Here is a 15908-nt window from a genome sequence, read left to right on the forward strand (position 1 = left end):
CCTTTGCAGCGGACGGGATGGCGCGAAAAATCTATTCCTGCTCAAGTCGTTTCGCCCAAGGCGCGATGTGTCTTTGCTCGCGCGGGTTATCGACCTGATTGCGGCTGGGGCTAAAGAAGAGACCCGGCGCATGGAGCAACTTGCTGTATGGAAAAATGATCATCAAGGCGGCCACCAGAAAGAGGTGCAGCAGCAGCAGCGGGTCCCCGGGTAAGGGGGAAGGGTCGAAGCTGTAGAGCCCGATGAAGAAGGACTTCACCGCGACGATGTCGGTATGAAACACGAACTTCATCAGCAATCCGGTGCAGCCGATCGCGATCAGCAGCGCCAGAATCAGATGATCCGAGGGCGAGGAGATGTAGCGGACGCGATCGACGAAGAAACGTCGCGCCCACAATCCAGCGAGACCCACGACCATTGCCATGCCGCCATAGATCCCGAACGGCTGGACCAGCTCGATCGGCAGCCACACCGGTTCCATGAAGTAGCGCAGATGACGCAGCGTGACGAGAAAGAGGCCGAAGTGAAAGATCCAGCCGAAGATCCAAGTCCACTTGTTGCCGCGAAACAGGCTTTCGAACAACACGACTTCCCGCGTCATCCTAAACAAGACCCCGGTTCGGGTGGTCGGTGCCGGTGTCGTCGGAATCTTCAGCGGTGCCGGGGCGCGCGCATACTGGACGACCTTGAAGGTCACGCCGGCCAACAACACCAAGGCCGCAAAGTAGTACAGATAGGCGTAGACCATGGTCAGGAACGACATGTGCCTGGTACCTCAGTGGATCGGAGAGTCGCCGGGGGTCGAGCTCGCAGTGAACCCGTCCCCCGGTCACGGCTGACGGATCAGACGCAGCCGGTCGGCTTCGGGAGGCCGGCGAAACGGCATGCCTGCTTGGCCGGACCGTAGGGGAACAGGCTATAGAGATACTTGCTGTTGCCCTTGTCCTTGCCGAGCTTCTTGCCGACGGCCTTGGTGAGTACGCGCACGGCCGGTGCGATCTGGTACTCCTCATAGTACTCGCGCAAGAAGTTGATGATGTCCCAGTGCTCGTCGGTCAACTCGATGTTGTCCTGCGCCGCCATGATGGTAGCGATGCCCGGAACCCAATCGTTCAGATTGGCCAGGTAACCTTCCTCGTCCACGGCGTATTGCTTGCCCTCGACTTCGATCGTGTCTGACATCTCGATGCTCCTATCGGTTTCTGAAAAACTACAACCAGGCCTGAACTTTCCCGTTCTCCGCGGCAAGATCCACGAATCCCGCATAGTCCACGACACTGATACCCTCGATGATGCGCTCCGCGGAGAAGCCGCGCGCCTGCAGGTCCGGACCCAGCACGTAGACCTTCAAACGACCGAGCGCGTCGCTCACATTGGGTTCGGCGGCAGTCCCTTTAAGGGCCGCATAGACGCCGTCTTCAAACAGCAACACGGCCGACCCGTCGGTGGCAAACTTCAGGCAAGACTCAAGCGCGTTGCGCTCGAACGGGGACTTGTTGACGGTGTGCAAAATACTCATGACTTCCCCCTAGAAGCTGAAGATCGCATCGGATTCGTTCATCAGCTCGCTGACGCGGGCCGAGTCGACCACCTCGACGATGTTCTCGATCTCTTCTTCGGTCTCGAAGTCTTCCCAGGCGATCTCCACCAGATCCTCCTGGGTCAGCCCGCGAGCCTCCAGCGACGCACGATCCACGAAGATCTTCTTCACCTCGTAGTCGCCCAGCGTCCGGAAGGTCGGCGAAAAGTTCTTCATGCCGATTGCCTTGGTATCTTGGCCCTTGGTGAGCTGATAGACACCGTCGTCGAGGAACATGACGCTGACGTCCTGATCGAAGGCGGCCCCGATCAGCACCACCTCCAGTGCCTCCCAGGCATAGATGGTCCCGTAGGGCGCCTTGCGGTTGAGGTACATGAATTTCTTCACGACTTCCGACATCTCAACTCTCCTTTAGTCGCCGAAGACGACGAGACGGTCGGCTTGAATGGCCGCCTCGACCAGCTGCCCGAGTCCGGAGATGCGGAACTTGGGATGAATGTTGGTGGCGTCCTTGCCGTTGCGGCTCGCTTCGCCCTCGTCGACGATACCGCGGCGCTGGGCCGCGGCGACACAGACGACCAGATCGAGGTCGTGCTGTTCGGCCAACTCCGCCCAGCGATTGACGATATGACGATCGTCCTGCGGCGGTGTCGTCAGACGTGTCGAGTTATTGACCCCGTCATGATAGAAGAAGACCCGAAAGATCTCGTGCCCCTTCTCCAGCGCCGCCTTGGCAAATTGATATGCCGAGTCGGATGACTGGTGCTGATAGGGTCCCTCGTTGATCTGAAGTGCGAACTTCATGCCGACCTCTCGACTGATTGCGATAGCTCTTGAACCGATCCCTCTGCCCGCCTTTAGAAGCGGATGTACGAGGAGCTGTTGAAGCTGGCCCGTGCGCCGCGCCAGGTATCGATGTGATACTTGGTGAAGGGCAGCTCGACCTCTTCGAAGAAGCGCGGCCAGCCGATCCGCTCGATCCACTCGTTGACCCGCTCCCAATCGCGCGCGCCCTCTTTATACGCCTTGAGGATACGCTTGACGATGGCGGTCGCCTCGGGCCAGCGCGGCGGATTGTTCGGGATTCCGGCGGCGACCAGCTTTTGGAAGGTCGGCTTGCCGCGGGCATTGGAGTGGTTCCCGCCGACCCAGATCGCCAGCTTGGAATGCTCCGCGTCGTTGATCTGCATGGGCGGACAGGGCGGATAGCAGGCACCGCAGCAGATGCACTTGCGCTCGTCGACTTCCAGCGAGGGCTTGCCGTTCACCATGGCCGGACGAATCGCTGCGACCGGGCAGCGCGCAACGACGGAGGGGCGCTCGCAGACGTTCGCGACCAGGTCGTGATTGATCTTCGGCGGCTTGGTGTGCTGCACATTGATCGCGATATCACCCTGTCCGCCGCAATTGATCTGGCAGCAAGAGGTGGTGATATGCACTCGGTTCGGCATATTGGCGTTGCGGAACTCGTCGATGAGCTCGTCCATCATGGACTTCACCACGCCCGAGGCGTCGGTGCCGGGGATGTCGCAGTGCAGCCAGCCTTGGGTGTGCGAGATCATCGCCACCGAGTTCTGAGTACCGCCGACGATGAAGCCCGAACCCTCCAGAGCATCAATCAGGGGCTGGACCTTCGCCTCGTCCGTCACCATATACTCGATATTGGAGCGTAGCGTGAAATGGACAAAGCCCTCGGCGAATTCATCGCCGATGTCGCACAGCTTGCGCAGGGTGAACACATCGAGGATTCGCTGCGTTCCCGCCTTCACTGTCCAAACCTTGTCGCCGCTGTAAGCGACGTGGAGCAGGACCCCCGGACGAGGATGATCATGGTACTTCCACTGGCCAAAATTCTTGCGCATCATCGGATGCATGTATTGCCAGGGATCGGGGCATCCGGATTCGATCGGCTCACGCATGTCTGCCATCGCCATTACTCCAATATTTCAGTCTGATGGTAAGTCAGTCGGCGGCACCCGGGAGCGTCGCACGCAGGATCTCGGCGATCTCATGTGCGACGCTTCGGGTGTCGGTCCGGATTTACTTGCCGGCTTCGGCTTGACGCTCGAACCACGCCTCGGCGGCTTCGTCCCATCCGTCCAATCGGACATAGGAGCTTTGGCGCGGGTGACTCAGCATGTTCGGATCCGGCTCAATCCCGATGCCGTCGAGGAAGTTGGCCAAGCCGATACGCTCGATCATCTCGCCGCAGCGCTCATGTTCCAGACCGTTCTCAGCCCAGAAGTCGATGATGGTCTCGGCGAGCTCGACCATGGACTCATAGTCCTCTTCGGTCTCGAGTTTCTTGAAGGGCACGACAACGGTGCCCATCAGGTCGCCGATCTTGAGGGTACGCTTGCCGCCGATCAGAATGGTGACACCCTTGTCGTCTCCCGGATGCAGAGCCTTGGGCATCACGTTGAGACAGTGCATGCAGCGCACGCAATCGCGATTATTGACCACCAGGGTGTTGTCGTCGGTCAGGCTGAGCGCCTGCGTCGGGCAACGCGTGATGACATTGTCGATGTAGTACTGACGGCCTTTGTCGGCAATATAGTTCTTGACTTCTGCCTGATCGACCTTCATGTCGTCGCGCCACGTGCCAAGCACGGCAAAGTCCGAGCGCTCGATGGCGTTTTGGCAGTCGTTTGCGCAGCCTGAGACCTTGAATTTGAACTTGTAGGGAAGCGCCGGGCGATGGACGTCGTCAACGAAGTTGTTCACCAGCGCACGGTGCGCCTTGAGCTCGTTCGTGCAGGACATCTCGCAGCGCGCCGCACCGACACAGGACATGGCTGTGCGAACACAAGGACCGGCGCCGCCGAGATCCCAACCGTATTCGTTGATCTCGTCGAAGAAGTGCTGCGTATTCTGGCTGTCCGTGCCGATAAACATGATATTGCCGGTTTGGCCGTGGAAGGTCACGAGACCCGAACCCCACTTTTCCCAGCTGTCGGCTAATTGGCGCAGCATGCCGGTCGAATAATGGTTGCCGGCCGGCGGCTGGACGCGAAGGGTATGAAATTCCTTGGATTTCGGAAATGCCTTGCCGACCTCGGAGAAGCGCGGAATGATCCCTCCGCCGTACCCGAAGACCGAAACGGTGCCGCCCTTCCAATACCCCTTGCGAGTCTCGTACGAATGTTCGAGCTGACCTAGGAGGTCATTAGTCATCTCGTTGATCCGGGGCTCCGGATGCTCGTCGCGGAGACGCTTGATACCCGAAATGAAACTCGGCCAAGGGCCTGTTTCGAGCTGATCAAGCATCGGGGTACTGTGCTTCTCGATTGCCATGGCGCTGTCTCTCCGAATCAGAATGAAGCAGGAAGGAACGGGATGTCGTTGAACTTGAGTCGGTCGCGTTTCACCGCACGATTCGCCCACCGAAGCGTCGAACGATGGCGAAGGCTGATTGGCTTAATCTCAATGGCCAGAGCACAGCCCTCATCGCAGTTTAACGAGACCCCATCGGCGTTCGCTAAATTACCGGCTCCAGGGGCCGACGCCCATTCCACGATTGGGAGGGCCATCACCCCACAGACTATCCCATTCGGGATAGAGGCATGACGAACGCCGCGGCGGGTGTCTTCCCGGTTGTTTAGGCGGCAATCATGCTTGAGAAAATTGACAGGAGATGCTACATCCGGATGACGACTAAGTCAACATTCTCTAATATTCAGGTTTGCTCATTCAGGGGGACGGACGCCGTGGACAATCCTTTCGATCTCTCGCAAATCAGTGCCTATTCGGACTGGAGGGCGCGCAAGCTCGAGGCATATCCTGCCGAGATCACGGACCTGCGCGTTCCCGTCCGGCGACTCGACGAGCCAACGCCGGCCGAGCGCACCGCGTTGAAGGCACGGATCGATATCTTCAACATGGCCATGGTCGAGGTCGATCCCGCCGGGATCCAGACTCAAGCTCTCCTGTCGTTCACGCGGGCGCTCGGACTGCAGAGGACCGATGCCAATCTTTTTGCCGACGCATCGGCCGTAAGCCGCATCGCCGCGTCCCGACGCAACCCGAGCGCGGAGGGGTGCGTCGATGCCGGTTCCGAGCCCCCCGGCGGCGCAACCCTCGGCGACTTCCTTCCTTACACCGACAAGCCCCTGAGCTGGCATACCGACGGGTACTACAACGCCCCGGACGAACAGGTCGGAGCCTGGTGCCTCTTCTGTGTCCGCGCCGCGCGTGACGGTGGTGAGAACGGTCTCATCGATCACGAGATGGCCTATCTGCGACTGCGCGACGAATCACCGCAGCACATCGCCGCGCTCGCTCACCCGCAAGCCCTGAGCATCCCGGCGCATGTACAGGAGGGCCGCACACTCCGGGCGGCGAGTGTCGGGCCGGTGTTCTCGGTGCGCCAAGGATATCTGCACATGCGTTACTCGGCGCGTGCTCGCCACGTCATCTGGCGCGACACGCCCGACACCTATGCGGCACGAGCCGCACTGGATCGGTTGTTTTCCCGCCCGGATGTCTTCACGTTCAAACTTGTGATGAAGCCGGGCGAAGGGTTGGTGTCCAACAACGTCCTCCACTGCCGCACCGGATTCGCTGATGACGAGGATCCGTCTAAGTCGCGGCTGCTCTACCGCATCCGCTTCCTGGATCGCATTCTAGCCGATTGAACGTCGGCCTAGGTCGACGCGCACGATGGGCCTTCGGTTACGGCCCGTTTCGTCGCTAGATCGAACGACAACAACGAGACAACGACCCGTGGCCGCAAAATGCCGATCGGGCGAAGGTTTCAAGACAAACCCAACGACAAGGGAGCAGTAGCGGCGACCCATGCTCAAGCTCAGCGAGATACTGGTTTCCAATCAAGACATCGAGTCGTTCGACCAGCTCGTCCCCGTCATCCAGGCGGTCGCACGTTCGGGCGAGCGTTTCTTTAGGATGGATGTCAAACCACCCTACCCCGATACCCCGGAAAACTGGGAGGATCGACTTGAGGCTGCCTTCAGCGGGCTCGTCCGATGACCCCCGAGCAGAGGCCAGAGCCGAGGCCGGATCAGAGGACGGCGCAGTCATGAAACAGTTCGACATCCTGGCAACGCAGATTGCCGACACGGCGGCCGATTCGATCATCAACCGAAGCGCCGAGAACGCATCGCTCGAGTCGCACCTCACGATGCAGCAGGAGCGGTTGAAGAACCTGGTCCAGATCCACGCCCCAGCGCACGCGATCGCGGATGCCCGACTCCAGGTCGCACGCACGCTGGTGAGTCTGGAGCGCGGCGACGAAGCTTGGCCCATCGGTCGGGCGGCCTTTGATCACTTCGTCGCGCACGACTCCTTCGAGCTTGCCGCCGACGCCTGCGATGTCTTATTTCAGGCCGGCCGAGAAGATTCGCTCGTTGCGCTCGGACAAGGCATCTGGCTGGCAGTGACCTGCCCGATCGATCCCGAGCTGACCATCGAGCTTCTCAGTCATGTGATCGACGAAACGCCGGACGACGCCGACGGTGCCGCCGTTGCCGCGACAACGGCACTCTTCATCGCCGATATCCGCGCGCGGGATCGTCAACGCGACGACCTCATGTTCTTCGCAACCCAGATGCTCGGCACGGTCGCACGGCGACACAGCGCGGTCGACACGCCCGAACAGCTCGAACACTGGATGGAGCGCCTCGAGCTCAAGGAGCCGGAGAAATTTCTGGTGCGCTTGCGCAACGTGGTTGATGTGCTGGTACAGGACAATTGGTGGTTCGACCGGCGAGCCCTGCAGGATCGCCTGCCGTTCGCCTAAGGCACGGTTCGAAGATCGGTCAAGCAACTCGACGAGAGAATTGCTTTGCCGTGGTTGTCGTTTGACGTTGTCGATTACGATAACGACAACGATTGGATTCTGTGCTCGACTTGTTTCTGACATGTTGCCGAGGGGATACCCACGCCTTCAGGCCCCGAAACACAAACGAGCGCACCAGGTGGACAAGCATGATGTTTTGGAATGACGACGACAGCCCCGATCGGATTCGCGTGCCGGACGACATCGTCGATCTCCTCTTCGGGATCGATTGCAAGTGCATCCCGGTCGACCACGCCTTTCTGCTCGCCGAGGCGCTGAGACAGGCGCTGCCCTGGATCGCCGATGAGCCGGGCGTCGCCGTACACTCGGTGCACGTCGCCGGGTCACAGAACGGCTGGGAGCGACCCGAACACGGTACGGGCTCCTATCTCGCCGTCTCGCGACGGACCAAGCTCACCCTGCGGGTGCCCCGACACCGCGTCACGCAGGTGTTGCGCGATCTTCCCGGAGCCAAGCTCGATCTCGGCGGGGAAACGCTCGTCGTGGGTGCTGGCAAGACCAAACCGCTCAGCACCGAGACCACATTGTTTTCCCGGTATGTCGCACTCGATCTCGCCGCTGCTGCGGCCGAAGACGAGGGTGTCTTTCTCGAGACTGCCGCGCGCGCCCTCGCCGAGATGGGCATCCGCGTGCGCAAGGCCGTGTGCGGCAGGACCAACCGGCTGGCTACGCCCGAGGGCCCCATTTCGACACGCAGCCTGATGCTCGCCGGACTCACGCAGGACGAATCCATCCGGCTGCAGCAACTGGGGCTCGGTCATCACCCCCTTCTGGGTTGCGGTATCTTCATTCCGCACAAAGGGGTCGAATCGGTCAAGCAGAGCCAAGGCTGAGCACGGCGCGGCGTGGGCTTCATCCTACGAAGCAGCGTCCGCCCCGAACACGAGCTGCGTCTTCGCGGCTGGCCGCTGAACCGCCCTCTCCCGGTGCTTCGTCTCCCCCGAACCACTTCCCAAGTAAGTCGACGCATCGGCAGGCCCACAAAAAGATGTGACGCCTGCATCACAAAATCATAAGATTAGGAAGTTTGGATCAACCCCTAATGACGGGTACATCGGCACGTGACGACTGTACCCCGCCGAGCAAAGACGAGAGGAGCAACCATGGCCATCGAAGTCAATGGCAAGACCGTCGAGACGACCCCAAGCGGCTATCTTCAGGACCTCGCTGACTGGAGCGAAGAAGTCGCGATGAAGCTCGCCGAGATCGAGGGAATCCCCTTGACCGACAAACACTGGGACGTGATCAACTATCTGAGGGACGAGTACCACAACAACGCCCAAAACCAGCCCATGGAGCGCGTGGTTCTGAAGGAAATGGCCAAGAAGTGGGGCTCCAAGCCCACAAGCAAGGATCTCTACACCCTCTTCCCGCTCGCACCGACCAAGCAAGGCACCAAGATCGCGGGCCTGCCCGAGGTGCTGCGCAAGGGCGGTTACTAAAGCGACCTGCGCTGGTCGCACGATCCATGGACGGATCGAATCCCCCGCGTCGACCGGAACCCGCCCGGAGCATCTCGTTGAACCGTCCGTGGTAAACCCGGCCTTCGGCCGCATTCCAACCCGGCGAACCTGCCCCGGCCCCACCAGGCTTCTCGTGGATTCCTCGGAAAGCACCCGGCGATCGACCGAGCTCACCTGACCGACCCCACCTACCGCCCGCGAAAAGCGCATCCCTCGCCGATCTCAATGCGACCCCCGACGCGACATTCCGCGCGAGCGGAGCGGCGAATGCGCGTTGTCCATCGATCGCCCGGTCGACACTCAAAACCCGGGCTTCACTTGATCGAGATCAACTTTCCGCCGTTCGGTCGGGAAGATCGCGCGGTACAAGCCGTCCTGCCTTTACTCCTTCGTGGATGCCATATATAAATGCGAACGGTTCGCATTTGTTTTCGCATCGAGATGGAGTATCCGCTATGTATCGCATCAAACACCCCGCCGACCGTGGCCTCGTCATGGCTGCGCTGACCTCCGGCCTACTCGTCACATCGGCGGTGCCGAGCTGGGCCTACGACGTGACCGACCGCTTCTCGATCGGCGCGGTCTTGGGCGCGGCGGGTCAGTGTCAGGAGGGGCTCGGCGGGTTGCTCGAGGAGGACGGGCAGTCGCTGGACGGCGACACCTGCCGGGGCGGCATGCCGTTTCAGCTTGCATTGAGCGTTCGCCCGAGCGAGCGCGACGAGCTCTACGCCCTGTTCGGCTTCGCCGTGGACAACGGCCTGAACGCCGTCTCGCCCTTTGTGCTCGCCCCCTGGGCGGTCGATCTCGAGGACGATCTGCAGGACATCAACGGGCGCGGACGCGACTACCTGCTGCAGGCCTGGTACAAGCACACCGTCACGCTGGGCGAGGACGCCACCCTCGGCACCACCTTCGGCATCATCGACTCCACCGGGTATCTGGACGAGAACGCCTACGCCAACGACGAATTCACCCAGTTCATGAACGAGGCGTTCGTGAACTCCGGCGGTTTTAATCTACCCTCCTACGACGCCGGCGCGGCGCTCGAGCTGGCGCTGGGGGACTGGGAGATCAAGGCCGCCGCACTGAACATCGGCGAGAACGACGACGGCAACAACTACAACTTCTGGGGCGCGCAGCTCGGCTATCGTCTCGACACCGCACTCGGGGAGGGCAACTACCGCGCCGTGATCACCGGCACCTCATCGGCCTTCGTCAAGCCCCGCGCCGACCTCGGCGAGCCGATGCAGGGGGCCGAGGACGCTCCGCAGGAGGGGACGCCGGTTGCCGCGGAGAAGACCGATCTGATGGGCTACGGTCTGTCCTTCGACCAGGCCCTCGGCGATCATCTCGGCGCCTTCCTGCGCGTGGGCTGGGCCGACCACAAGGACATCCTCCACTACCGCGGCCTCTACACCGGCGGTCTGCAGCTCGGCGGTGGCCTGTGGGGCCGCGAGGCCGATACCCTGGGTTTGGCCTACGGCTATCTGGACGGCGCCAACACCGGCATCTCCAACACCAACGTCGCCGAGCTCTACTACCGCTGCGCCGTCAACGACTTCTTTGCTCTGAGCGCCGACATCCAGTACATGGCCGACGCCTACGACAGCGGCAAGGACATCGAGGGTTGGATCTTCGGGCTGCGTCTCGTTGCGGAGCTGTGATGAAACCGCGATGAAACCGCGTCCGGTGGCGTCATCTTCTTGTGTCGGGTGATTCCACGTTGCGGGCATCAACAAGCGCCGGCGTCGACGCGGTTTCATGATTCCAAAGACAAGTGATTCACCCGTAGGATGGGTAGAGCGTCAGCGAAACCCATCCTCCAAACCGCCGCTTTGCCGGGTTTCGGTCTAATGCACTTGGCGTGGGCTGGATGGGTTTCGCCGACGCTCTACCCATGACGACATCTTTCGGTTGTTTTTGAACCGGCCCCAATCTCCTGAACCGCGTCGCGCCGAGGTCGTTCCTGCGCTCCGAGGCCCAAATCACCTCGGAGCGCGCGTCTCGCGGGGAACGCGGTTCAGTGGCGGTTCAGTAGCGGTTTAGTTGCGAATTGCCGGGATGGCCGCATGCCTACCGGTACCGAGGTACAGCCGACATCAGACCATCGCATGACACAGCAGGCCATCCGTTTCGCGTTCGACAACAGCTATCGACGTCTTCCCGATCATTTTCACGCCCGCATCCAACCCACGCCGGTTACGGCACCCGGCTTGATCAAGCTGAACGTGGCGTTGTTCGAAGAGCTCGGCCTGGACCCATCGGCCGCAGAGCCGGAGGTCGCTGCGCCGCTCTTCGCCGGCAATCTCCTGCCGGACGGCAGCGATCCGATCGCGATGGCCTATGCGGGCCATCAGTTCGGCAACTTCGTCCCGCAGCTCGGAGACGGCCGGGCGATCCTGCTCGGCGAGGTGCTCGACCGGGCCGGGAGACGTCGCGACATCCAACTGAAGGGCTCCGGACAGACGCCCTTCTCGCGCAGCGGCGACGGGCGCGCGGCGCTCGGACCCGTCCTGCGCGAATACATCCTCGCCGAGGCCATGCACGCGCTCGGGATTCCGACCACCCGTGCGCTCGCCGCTGTGGCGACCGGCGAGCCGGTCTATCGCGAGACCGTCCTGCCCGGCGCGATCCTGACACGTGTCGCGAGCAGCCACATCCGTGTCGGGACCTTCCAGTATTTCGCCTCGCGCGGCGACACCGAGGCCGTGCGCCATCTCGCCGATCACGTCATCGCCCGCCATTACCCGCAAGCCGCCGGGGCCGACTCGCCCTACCTCGCACTGATCGAAGCCGTCTTGGAGCGACAAGCCGCCTTGGTAGCCGCCTGGATGCATGTGGGCTTCATCCACGGGGTTATGAACACCGACAACATGGCGATCTCCGGAGAGACAATCGACTACGGGCCGTGCGCCTTCATGGATACCTATGATCCCGCAACCGTCTTTAGCTCGATCGATCGCGGCGGCCGTTACGCCTACGGAAATCAACCGGGGATTGCCCAGTGGAACCTGGCCCGCTTCGCCGAGACCCTGCTGCCCTTGATCGACGAGGCATCGGACGCCGCGATCCAACAGGCGACCGACCTCGGCCGCGGCTTCTTCGGTCGCTACGAGGAGCACTGGACCGCCGGCATGCGACGCAAGCTCGGCCTCGCCACCGCCGAACCGGAGGATGTCGACCTGATCCACGGGCTCTTGGACGCCATGAAGGCATCGGGTGCCGACTTCACACTGACCTTCCGCCGACTAAGCGACGCGGCCGCGGATCCCGGGGCGGACAGCAGCGTACGCGATCTATTCGTCGACCGGCAAACCTATGACGCCTGGGCCGCGCAGTGGCGCGCACGTCTCGAACGGGACCCTCAAACCCCCGCCGAGCGCGCCGAGCGCATGCGCCGCATCAATCCGGCGGTTATCCCGCGCAACCATCGCGTCGAGCAGGCCTTGAATGCGGCCGTCGAGCAGAGTGAGCTTGGACCGTTCGAAACCATTCTGCGCGTCCTCGAGCGCCCCTACGAGGATCGCCCCGAGCTCGCCGGCTACACCGAGCCGCCGCAGAACGAGGAGCGTGTGCTGAAGACCTTCTGCGGGACCTGAGTCGACACCGCCTGCGAAGGCCGATCATCCTATGCCGGCCAGGCCGCAGTGTCCTTCGAGAGGTCTGATCCGACTTGGCCGGCCACTGAATCCACTCCATCGTCGGCCCTGGCGGAAAACCCGGAGTCGTTGGCGCGCCGGTTCGGAAGCAGGGCTTCCATTAAGGAAGTCATATTTCATCATCTCAATTAATTGTTTTTATTCATTTTATGTCGAGTTTCACCAAAACCGACGACGAAACCAAATCCAACCGCTACACTAAGCCATTGATGATGATCATCGCCCACCCTGGCACAAGCATTGCTCAGCTCCGGTTGCCGTTCTCGGCCAACCAGAACAACCACTGAGGGTAGGAAAAACGCGATGAGCTATCTAAAAGACGAGATCAACGCACGTGTCGATGCCTATGATCATTGGGCGGCGCGTCGCCGCTTCGGACCCGATGGCCCCAACAACCGGCGGCTCTGGGTCTTGGCCTGCATGGACGAACGCCTGCCGGTCGATGAGGCACTCGGGATTCGGGTCGACAGCCCCGTCGGCGGCGGCGATGCTCATTGCTTCCGCAACGCCGGCGGGATCGTCACGGACGACGCGATCCGATCGGCGATGCTCACCTGCAACTTCTTCGGAACACAGGAGATCGTCATCGTCCAACACACCCAGTGTGGGATGTTGTCGGCAAACGCCAAGGACCTGGAAGCGGCACTCCGGGCCAAAGGGATCGACATCGACGAGCTGGCTCTGGACCCGACCTTGCCCGAGTTGAAGCTTGAGCCGGGCGGCTTCGCGAAATGGATCGGGATGATGGACGATGTGGACATCACCTGCATGAAGACGGTGGAGACCTTCCGAAATCACCCACTGATCCCGAAGGACGTGGTCGTCAGCGGCTGGGTCTGGGAGGTGGAGACCCGGCGCTTGCGCCCGCCCGTGCTCGATGACGAGAAACGCGCCCGCACGGATGTGACCTCCGCGCAGTTCGGCGTCACGACGCCTCAGCCCAACCGCTGGCGTTGATCGAAACGGCGCCCGGCTCGGGCGCCGCCTTGTCTGGCCGCAAGAGCCTTGCTCGAATAGAAGCGTTGACATCAGAGGAGAGTCCTACAATGCCGATCTACGACTACCGGTGCACCTGCTGCCAAGCCTCCTTCGAGAGCTCCCGGGCCATGACCGCCGAGCCGCCGCCCTGTCCCACCTGCGGGGGCATAACGGCTCGGGTCTTTCTCTCCGCTCCGGCGGTACACGGCGGCATGGCCCGGGGTCGCGATCAGGCCGTTCGCTCGCTGCAGCCTGCCGACACGCCGCAGGTGCACCGACACGGTCCCGGCTGCGGGTGCGGGCACTCATGACTGCACCTTCTGATTTCGAGCCGAAAGATTAAACGTCTCGAACACCGAACATGCCTGAAACGACTGGATCACCGTCACGCGCGGTCGCCTTTCTCCAATCCTTCGTGTCCGAGATCGCCAAGGCGATGGATGGGACCGAGTGTCCCAATTGCGCCGCTCACCTCGAGCAGATCGAGCAGATCGGCCTGACGGCCGGTGTATGCCTGGAGGAAAAGGCCCGCGAGGTTCTCGGCTCTCCTCATCGGATGGACCAGGACCATTACGCCGACCTCATCGTCGAGATCAAGAATCAGATCGGCGGCGGGTTTTCCCGCGCCTCGGGCGAAGCCGGGGTGGTCCGGGTTGTCAACAGCCGATGCCCCTTCGGAGAGCAGGTCAAACATGCACCGTCACTCTGCCGGATGACATCGAGTGTCTTCGGCGGAATCGCTGCACGCCACTTCGGCTATGCGAAGGTGGAATTACGACAAACGATTGCCGCCGGCGACGACTCCTGCGACGTCTGCATCTATCTGGATCCGCAGCTTGCCGCGCGGAACAAGGGCACCGAGTACCGCGCGGACGGCGAGCGCCTGACCTCGGGGAATCTGACGACACTGATGACACCCAAGGTTCATCGACGGCTCCGCGAAAACTGGTGCCCGCCGCCGCCCGGTCTAAGCACAGCGGACGCAGCTCTGCAACCGATCGTCGCGGAGTCTGCGGCGATGCGCGATGCACTGCGGGCGGTCCGGATCGTCGCCCCCACGGACGTCACCGTCATGATCACCGGCGAGACCGGCTGCGGCAAAGAGCTCGTCGCACGCGCACTGCATGGGCTCAGCACGCGGCGCGACAAGCCGATGGTCACGGTCAACTGCGGGGCCATCCCGGAGAACCTAGTCGAAACAGTCCTCTTCGGGCACGAGAAAGGGGCCTTCACAGGGGCTTACGAGGTTCATCACGGTTACTTCGAACGCGCCGAAAAAGGGACGCTCTTTCTCGACGAGATCGACTCACTCCCGCTTTCGGCCCAGGCCAAGCTGTTGCGTGTCATTCAGGAAGGCGAGTACGAACGCGTCGGCGGCAAGCGCTCCCTGCGCTCGGACGTCCGGATTATCGCCGCATCCAACCGCGAGATCGTCGCAATGCTCGACGCCGGACATTTTCGCCGCGATCTCTTCTATCGACTCAACGTCGTGCCGATCGCGATCCCCCCGCTGCGCGAGCGCACCGAGGACATCGACGCTCTCATCACGCACATCCTCCGCAAGCTCGCCCAACGCTACGCCACTGCCGAAAAGACATTGGTTCAAGCCGCGCGCCTCAAGGCATTGGCCTATGCCTGGCCGGGAAACATTCGAGAGATGGAAAACGTTCTCGAACGCGCCTTCATCTTTGCCGTGGATGCTCGGATTACCGACATCGACGTTCCGGTGACCGCGCCGGCCGAATCCGTCCCCGCATGGCGCACGCGCAAACAACAGGCCGCCAAGCAGGCTGAGGTCGACACGCTGACCCGTGCCTTGAGGGTCAGTCGCGGCAATGTCGATCAAATCGCGACCCAGATGGGGATCACGCCGAGAGCGGTCCGCATGAAGCTCAAGGCGCAAGGACTCAGGGCTGCGGACTACAGGTAGAGTCTCGACGGCTGCGCCGTCGGTCGACAATGACGCCACACCTACGCAAGTCGATCGATGGCGGCCGGTTGAAGATTGATCCGCGCCCGGTGCCATATGCGTCATGTGTTGGAGTGTTCTGGCCACACCAGCTCCGACGACTATCGGAGCTGGTGCGGTTTAGGTTCCCTGATCGCGGGGGCTATGTCGGGGGAGCGTGCGGTGGTCGATGAGCACTCTGTCTCACGCGTTGTGAGAGAACTTGACAGGGGAAGGATCGCGACATAATCTTAATAACAACGATTCGCATTTGTAAACAGACTCACGCGGAGTGCCGGCCATGCCAAGAGAATCCCTGTCCGAGACCCCAAGTCCTCGCACACAGTCTTCCGCAGCGATGCGCGCGGACCTGCCGCGGATCGACAGCAACGCCCTGCTGCGCGGCAACAACCTGTTGCTGATCGATCACGCGGGCGATCGTTACATCCTGAGGATGACGCGAAACAACAAACTGATCTTGACGAAATAGGCGAGCATTCGAGTC

The 15908-nt window shown here is 61.7% G+C and carries 18 protein-coding genes; 11 read left to right on the forward strand and 7 right to left on the reverse strand.

From position 1 onward, the window contains the following. Positions 1–31 precede the first annotated feature (31 nt). The 7 genes from AADX97_RS13880 to dsrA form a co-directional block, all read right to left on the reverse strand. Positions 32–763, reverse strand: a complete 732-nt coding sequence (locus AADX97_RS13880; protein ID WP_374234194.1) for a respiratory nitrate reductase subunit gamma — start codon at positions 761–763, stop codon at positions 32–34. An 80-nt stretch (positions 764–843) separates the two neighbouring features. After that, positions 844–1182 (reverse strand): TusE/DsrC/DsvC family sulfur relay protein, encoded by a 339-nt coding sequence (locus tag AADX97_RS13885; RefSeq protein ID WP_374234195.1) that lies wholly within the window; start codon positions 1180–1182, stop codon positions 844–846. 28 nt (positions 1183–1210) lie between these two features. Next, complete coding sequence (gene tusB, locus AADX97_RS13890; RefSeq protein ID WP_374234197.1) at positions 1211–1519, reverse strand: sulfurtransferase complex subunit TusB; 309 nt, start codon at positions 1517–1519, stop codon at positions 1211–1213. A gap of 9 nt (positions 1520–1528) precedes the next feature. Next, the gene (tusC, locus tag AADX97_RS13895; RefSeq protein ID WP_374234198.1) at positions 1529–1939 is read right to left on the reverse strand and encodes a sulfurtransferase complex subunit TusC; all 411 of its coding nucleotides are present in this window, start codon (positions 1937–1939) and stop codon (positions 1529–1531) included. A gap of 12 nt (positions 1940–1951) precedes the next feature. Further along, entirely contained in the window at positions 1952–2344 is a 393-nt protein-coding gene (tusD, locus tag AADX97_RS13900; RefSeq protein ID WP_120797926.1) for a sulfurtransferase complex subunit TusD, read from the reverse strand. Between the two features lie 53 nt (positions 2345–2397). Further along, on the reverse strand, positions 2398–3468 hold the full coding sequence (gene dsrB / locus AADX97_RS13905) for a dissimilatory-type sulfite reductase subunit beta (protein ID WP_374234200.1): 1071 nt from the start codon (positions 3466–3468) through the stop codon (positions 2398–2400). Between the two features lie 112 nt (positions 3469–3580). Beyond that, the gene (gene dsrA / locus AADX97_RS13910; RefSeq protein ID WP_007193787.1) at positions 3581–4834 is read right to left on the reverse strand and encodes a dissimilatory-type sulfite reductase subunit alpha; all 1254 of its coding nucleotides are present in this window, start codon (positions 4832–4834) and stop codon (positions 3581–3583) included. Positions 4835–5247: 413 nt separating this feature from the next. Between dsrA and AADX97_RS13915 the strand changes: the two genes are divergently transcribed. From AADX97_RS13915 to hemP, 11 genes are all read left to right on the forward strand, one after another. After that, positions 5248–6174, forward strand: coding sequence for a TauD/TfdA family dioxygenase (locus AADX97_RS13915; RefSeq protein ID WP_374234202.1), 927 nt, complete (start codon positions 5248–5250; stop codon positions 6172–6174). A gap of 160 nt (positions 6175–6334) precedes the next feature. After that, on the forward strand, positions 6335–6526 hold the full coding sequence (locus tag AADX97_RS13920) for a sulfur relay protein DsrC (RefSeq protein ID WP_374234203.1): 192 nt from the start codon (positions 6335–6337) through the stop codon (positions 6524–6526). Positions 6527–6575: 49 nt separating this feature from the next. Next, complete coding sequence (locus AADX97_RS13925; protein WP_374234205.1) at positions 6576–7295, forward strand: hypothetical protein; 720 nt, start codon at positions 6576–6578, stop codon at positions 7293–7295. A gap of 188 nt (positions 7296–7483) precedes the next feature. Continuing rightward, positions 7484–8188, forward strand: a complete 705-nt coding sequence (gene cas6 / locus AADX97_RS13930) for a type I-MYXAN CRISPR-associated protein Cas6/Cmx6 (protein WP_374234206.1) — start codon at positions 7484–7486, stop codon at positions 8186–8188. A gap of 270 nt (positions 8189–8458) precedes the next feature. Next, entirely contained in the window at positions 8459–8797 is a 339-nt protein-coding gene (locus tag AADX97_RS13935) for a TusE/DsrC/DsvC family sulfur relay protein (RefSeq protein WP_374234207.1), read from the forward strand. Positions 8798–9273: 476 nt separating this feature from the next. Next, positions 9274–10482, forward strand: coding sequence for a carbohydrate porin (locus tag AADX97_RS13940; protein WP_374234208.1), 1209 nt, complete (start codon positions 9274–9276; stop codon positions 10480–10482). Positions 10483–10887: 405 nt separating this feature from the next. After that, positions 10888–12417: a YdiU family protein gene (locus AADX97_RS13945; RefSeq protein ID WP_374234209.1), complete on the forward strand. Its 1530-nt coding sequence runs from the start codon at positions 10888–10890 to the stop codon at positions 12415–12417. A gap of 363 nt (positions 12418–12780) precedes the next feature. Then, positions 12781–13434, forward strand: coding sequence for a beta-class carbonic anhydrase (locus AADX97_RS13950; protein ID WP_374234210.1), 654 nt, complete (start codon positions 12781–12783; stop codon positions 13432–13434). A gap of 89 nt (positions 13435–13523) precedes the next feature. Then, entirely contained in the window at positions 13524–13766 is a 243-nt protein-coding gene (locus AADX97_RS13955) for a zinc ribbon domain-containing protein (protein ID WP_374234211.1), read from the forward strand. 50 nt (positions 13767–13816) lie between these two features. After that, complete coding sequence (locus AADX97_RS13960) at positions 13817–15385, forward strand: sigma 54-interacting transcriptional regulator (RefSeq protein WP_374234212.1); 1569 nt, start codon at positions 13817–13819, stop codon at positions 15383–15385. A 376-nt stretch (positions 15386–15761) separates the two neighbouring features. Next, a complete protein-coding gene (gene hemP, locus AADX97_RS13965) occupies positions 15762–15893 on the forward strand; it encodes a hemin uptake protein HemP (RefSeq protein WP_371828628.1) in 132 nt (43 codons plus the stop codon). The last annotated feature ends 15 nt before the right edge of the window (positions 15894–15908 follow it).

The sequence above is a fragment of the Thiocapsa sp. C2-2m genome, from assembly GCF_041903745.1.
GTDB lineage: Bacteria > Pseudomonadota > Gammaproteobacteria > Chromatiales > Chromatiaceae > Thiocapsa > Thiocapsa roseilacustris.

What these genes read in the sequence shown, in the direction of transcription:
- AADX97_RS13945 (WP_374234209.1), top strand. Translation starts at nt 10,888, where the DNA reads ATGCCTACCGGTACCGAGGTACAGCCGACATCAGACCATCGCATGACA.
- tusB (WP_374234197.1), bottom strand. Translation starts at nt 1,519, where the DNA reads ATGAGTATTTTGCACACCGTCAACAAGTCCCCGTTCGAGCGCAACGCG.
- AADX97_RS13925 (WP_374234205.1), top strand. Translation starts at nt 6,576, where the DNA reads ATGAAACAGTTCGACATCCTGGCAACGCAGATTGCCGACACGGCGGCC.
- tusC (WP_374234198.1), bottom strand. Translation starts at nt 1,939, where the DNA reads ATGTCGGAAGTCGTGAAGAAATTCATGTACCTCAACCGCAAGGCGCCC.
- dsrB (WP_374234200.1), bottom strand. Translation starts at nt 3,468, where the DNA reads ATGGCAGACATGCGTGAGCCGATCGAATCCGGATGCCCCGATCCCTGG.
- AADX97_RS13885 (WP_374234195.1), bottom strand. Translation starts at nt 1,182, where the DNA reads ATGTCAGACACGATCGAAGTCGAGGGCAAGCAATACGCCGTGGACGAG.
- hemP (WP_371828628.1), top strand. Translation starts at nt 15,762, where the DNA reads ATGCGCGCGGACCTGCCGCGGATCGACAGCAACGCCCTGCTGCGCGGC.
- tusD (WP_120797926.1), bottom strand. Translation starts at nt 2,344, where the DNA reads ATGAAGTTCGCACTTCAGATCAACGAGGGACCCTATCAGCACCAGTCA.
- AADX97_RS13950 (WP_374234210.1), top strand. Translation starts at nt 12,781, where the DNA reads ATGAGCTATCTAAAAGACGAGATCAACGCACGTGTCGATGCCTATGAT.
- AADX97_RS13880 (WP_374234194.1), bottom strand. Translation starts at nt 763, where the DNA reads ATGTCGTTCCTGACCATGGTCTACGCCTATCTGTACTACTTTGCGGCC.
- AADX97_RS13955 (WP_374234211.1), top strand. Translation starts at nt 13,524, where the DNA reads ATGCCGATCTACGACTACCGGTGCACCTGCTGCCAAGCCTCCTTCGAG.
- AADX97_RS13920 (WP_374234203.1), top strand. Translation starts at nt 6,335, where the DNA reads ATGCTCAAGCTCAGCGAGATACTGGTTTCCAATCAAGACATCGAGTCG.
- AADX97_RS13940 (WP_374234208.1), top strand. Translation starts at nt 9,274, where the DNA reads ATGTATCGCATCAAACACCCCGCCGACCGTGGCCTCGTCATGGCTGCG.
- cas6 (WP_374234206.1), top strand. Translation starts at nt 7,484, where the DNA reads ATGATGTTTTGGAATGACGACGACAGCCCCGATCGGATTCGCGTGCCG.
- AADX97_RS13935 (WP_374234207.1), top strand. Translation starts at nt 8,459, where the DNA reads ATGGCCATCGAAGTCAATGGCAAGACCGTCGAGACGACCCCAAGCGGC.
- AADX97_RS13960 (WP_374234212.1), top strand. Translation starts at nt 13,817, where the DNA reads ATGCCTGAAACGACTGGATCACCGTCACGCGCGGTCGCCTTTCTCCAA.
- dsrA (WP_007193787.1), bottom strand. Translation starts at nt 4,834, where the DNA reads ATGGCAATCGAGAAGCACAGTACCCCGATGCTTGATCAGCTCGAAACA.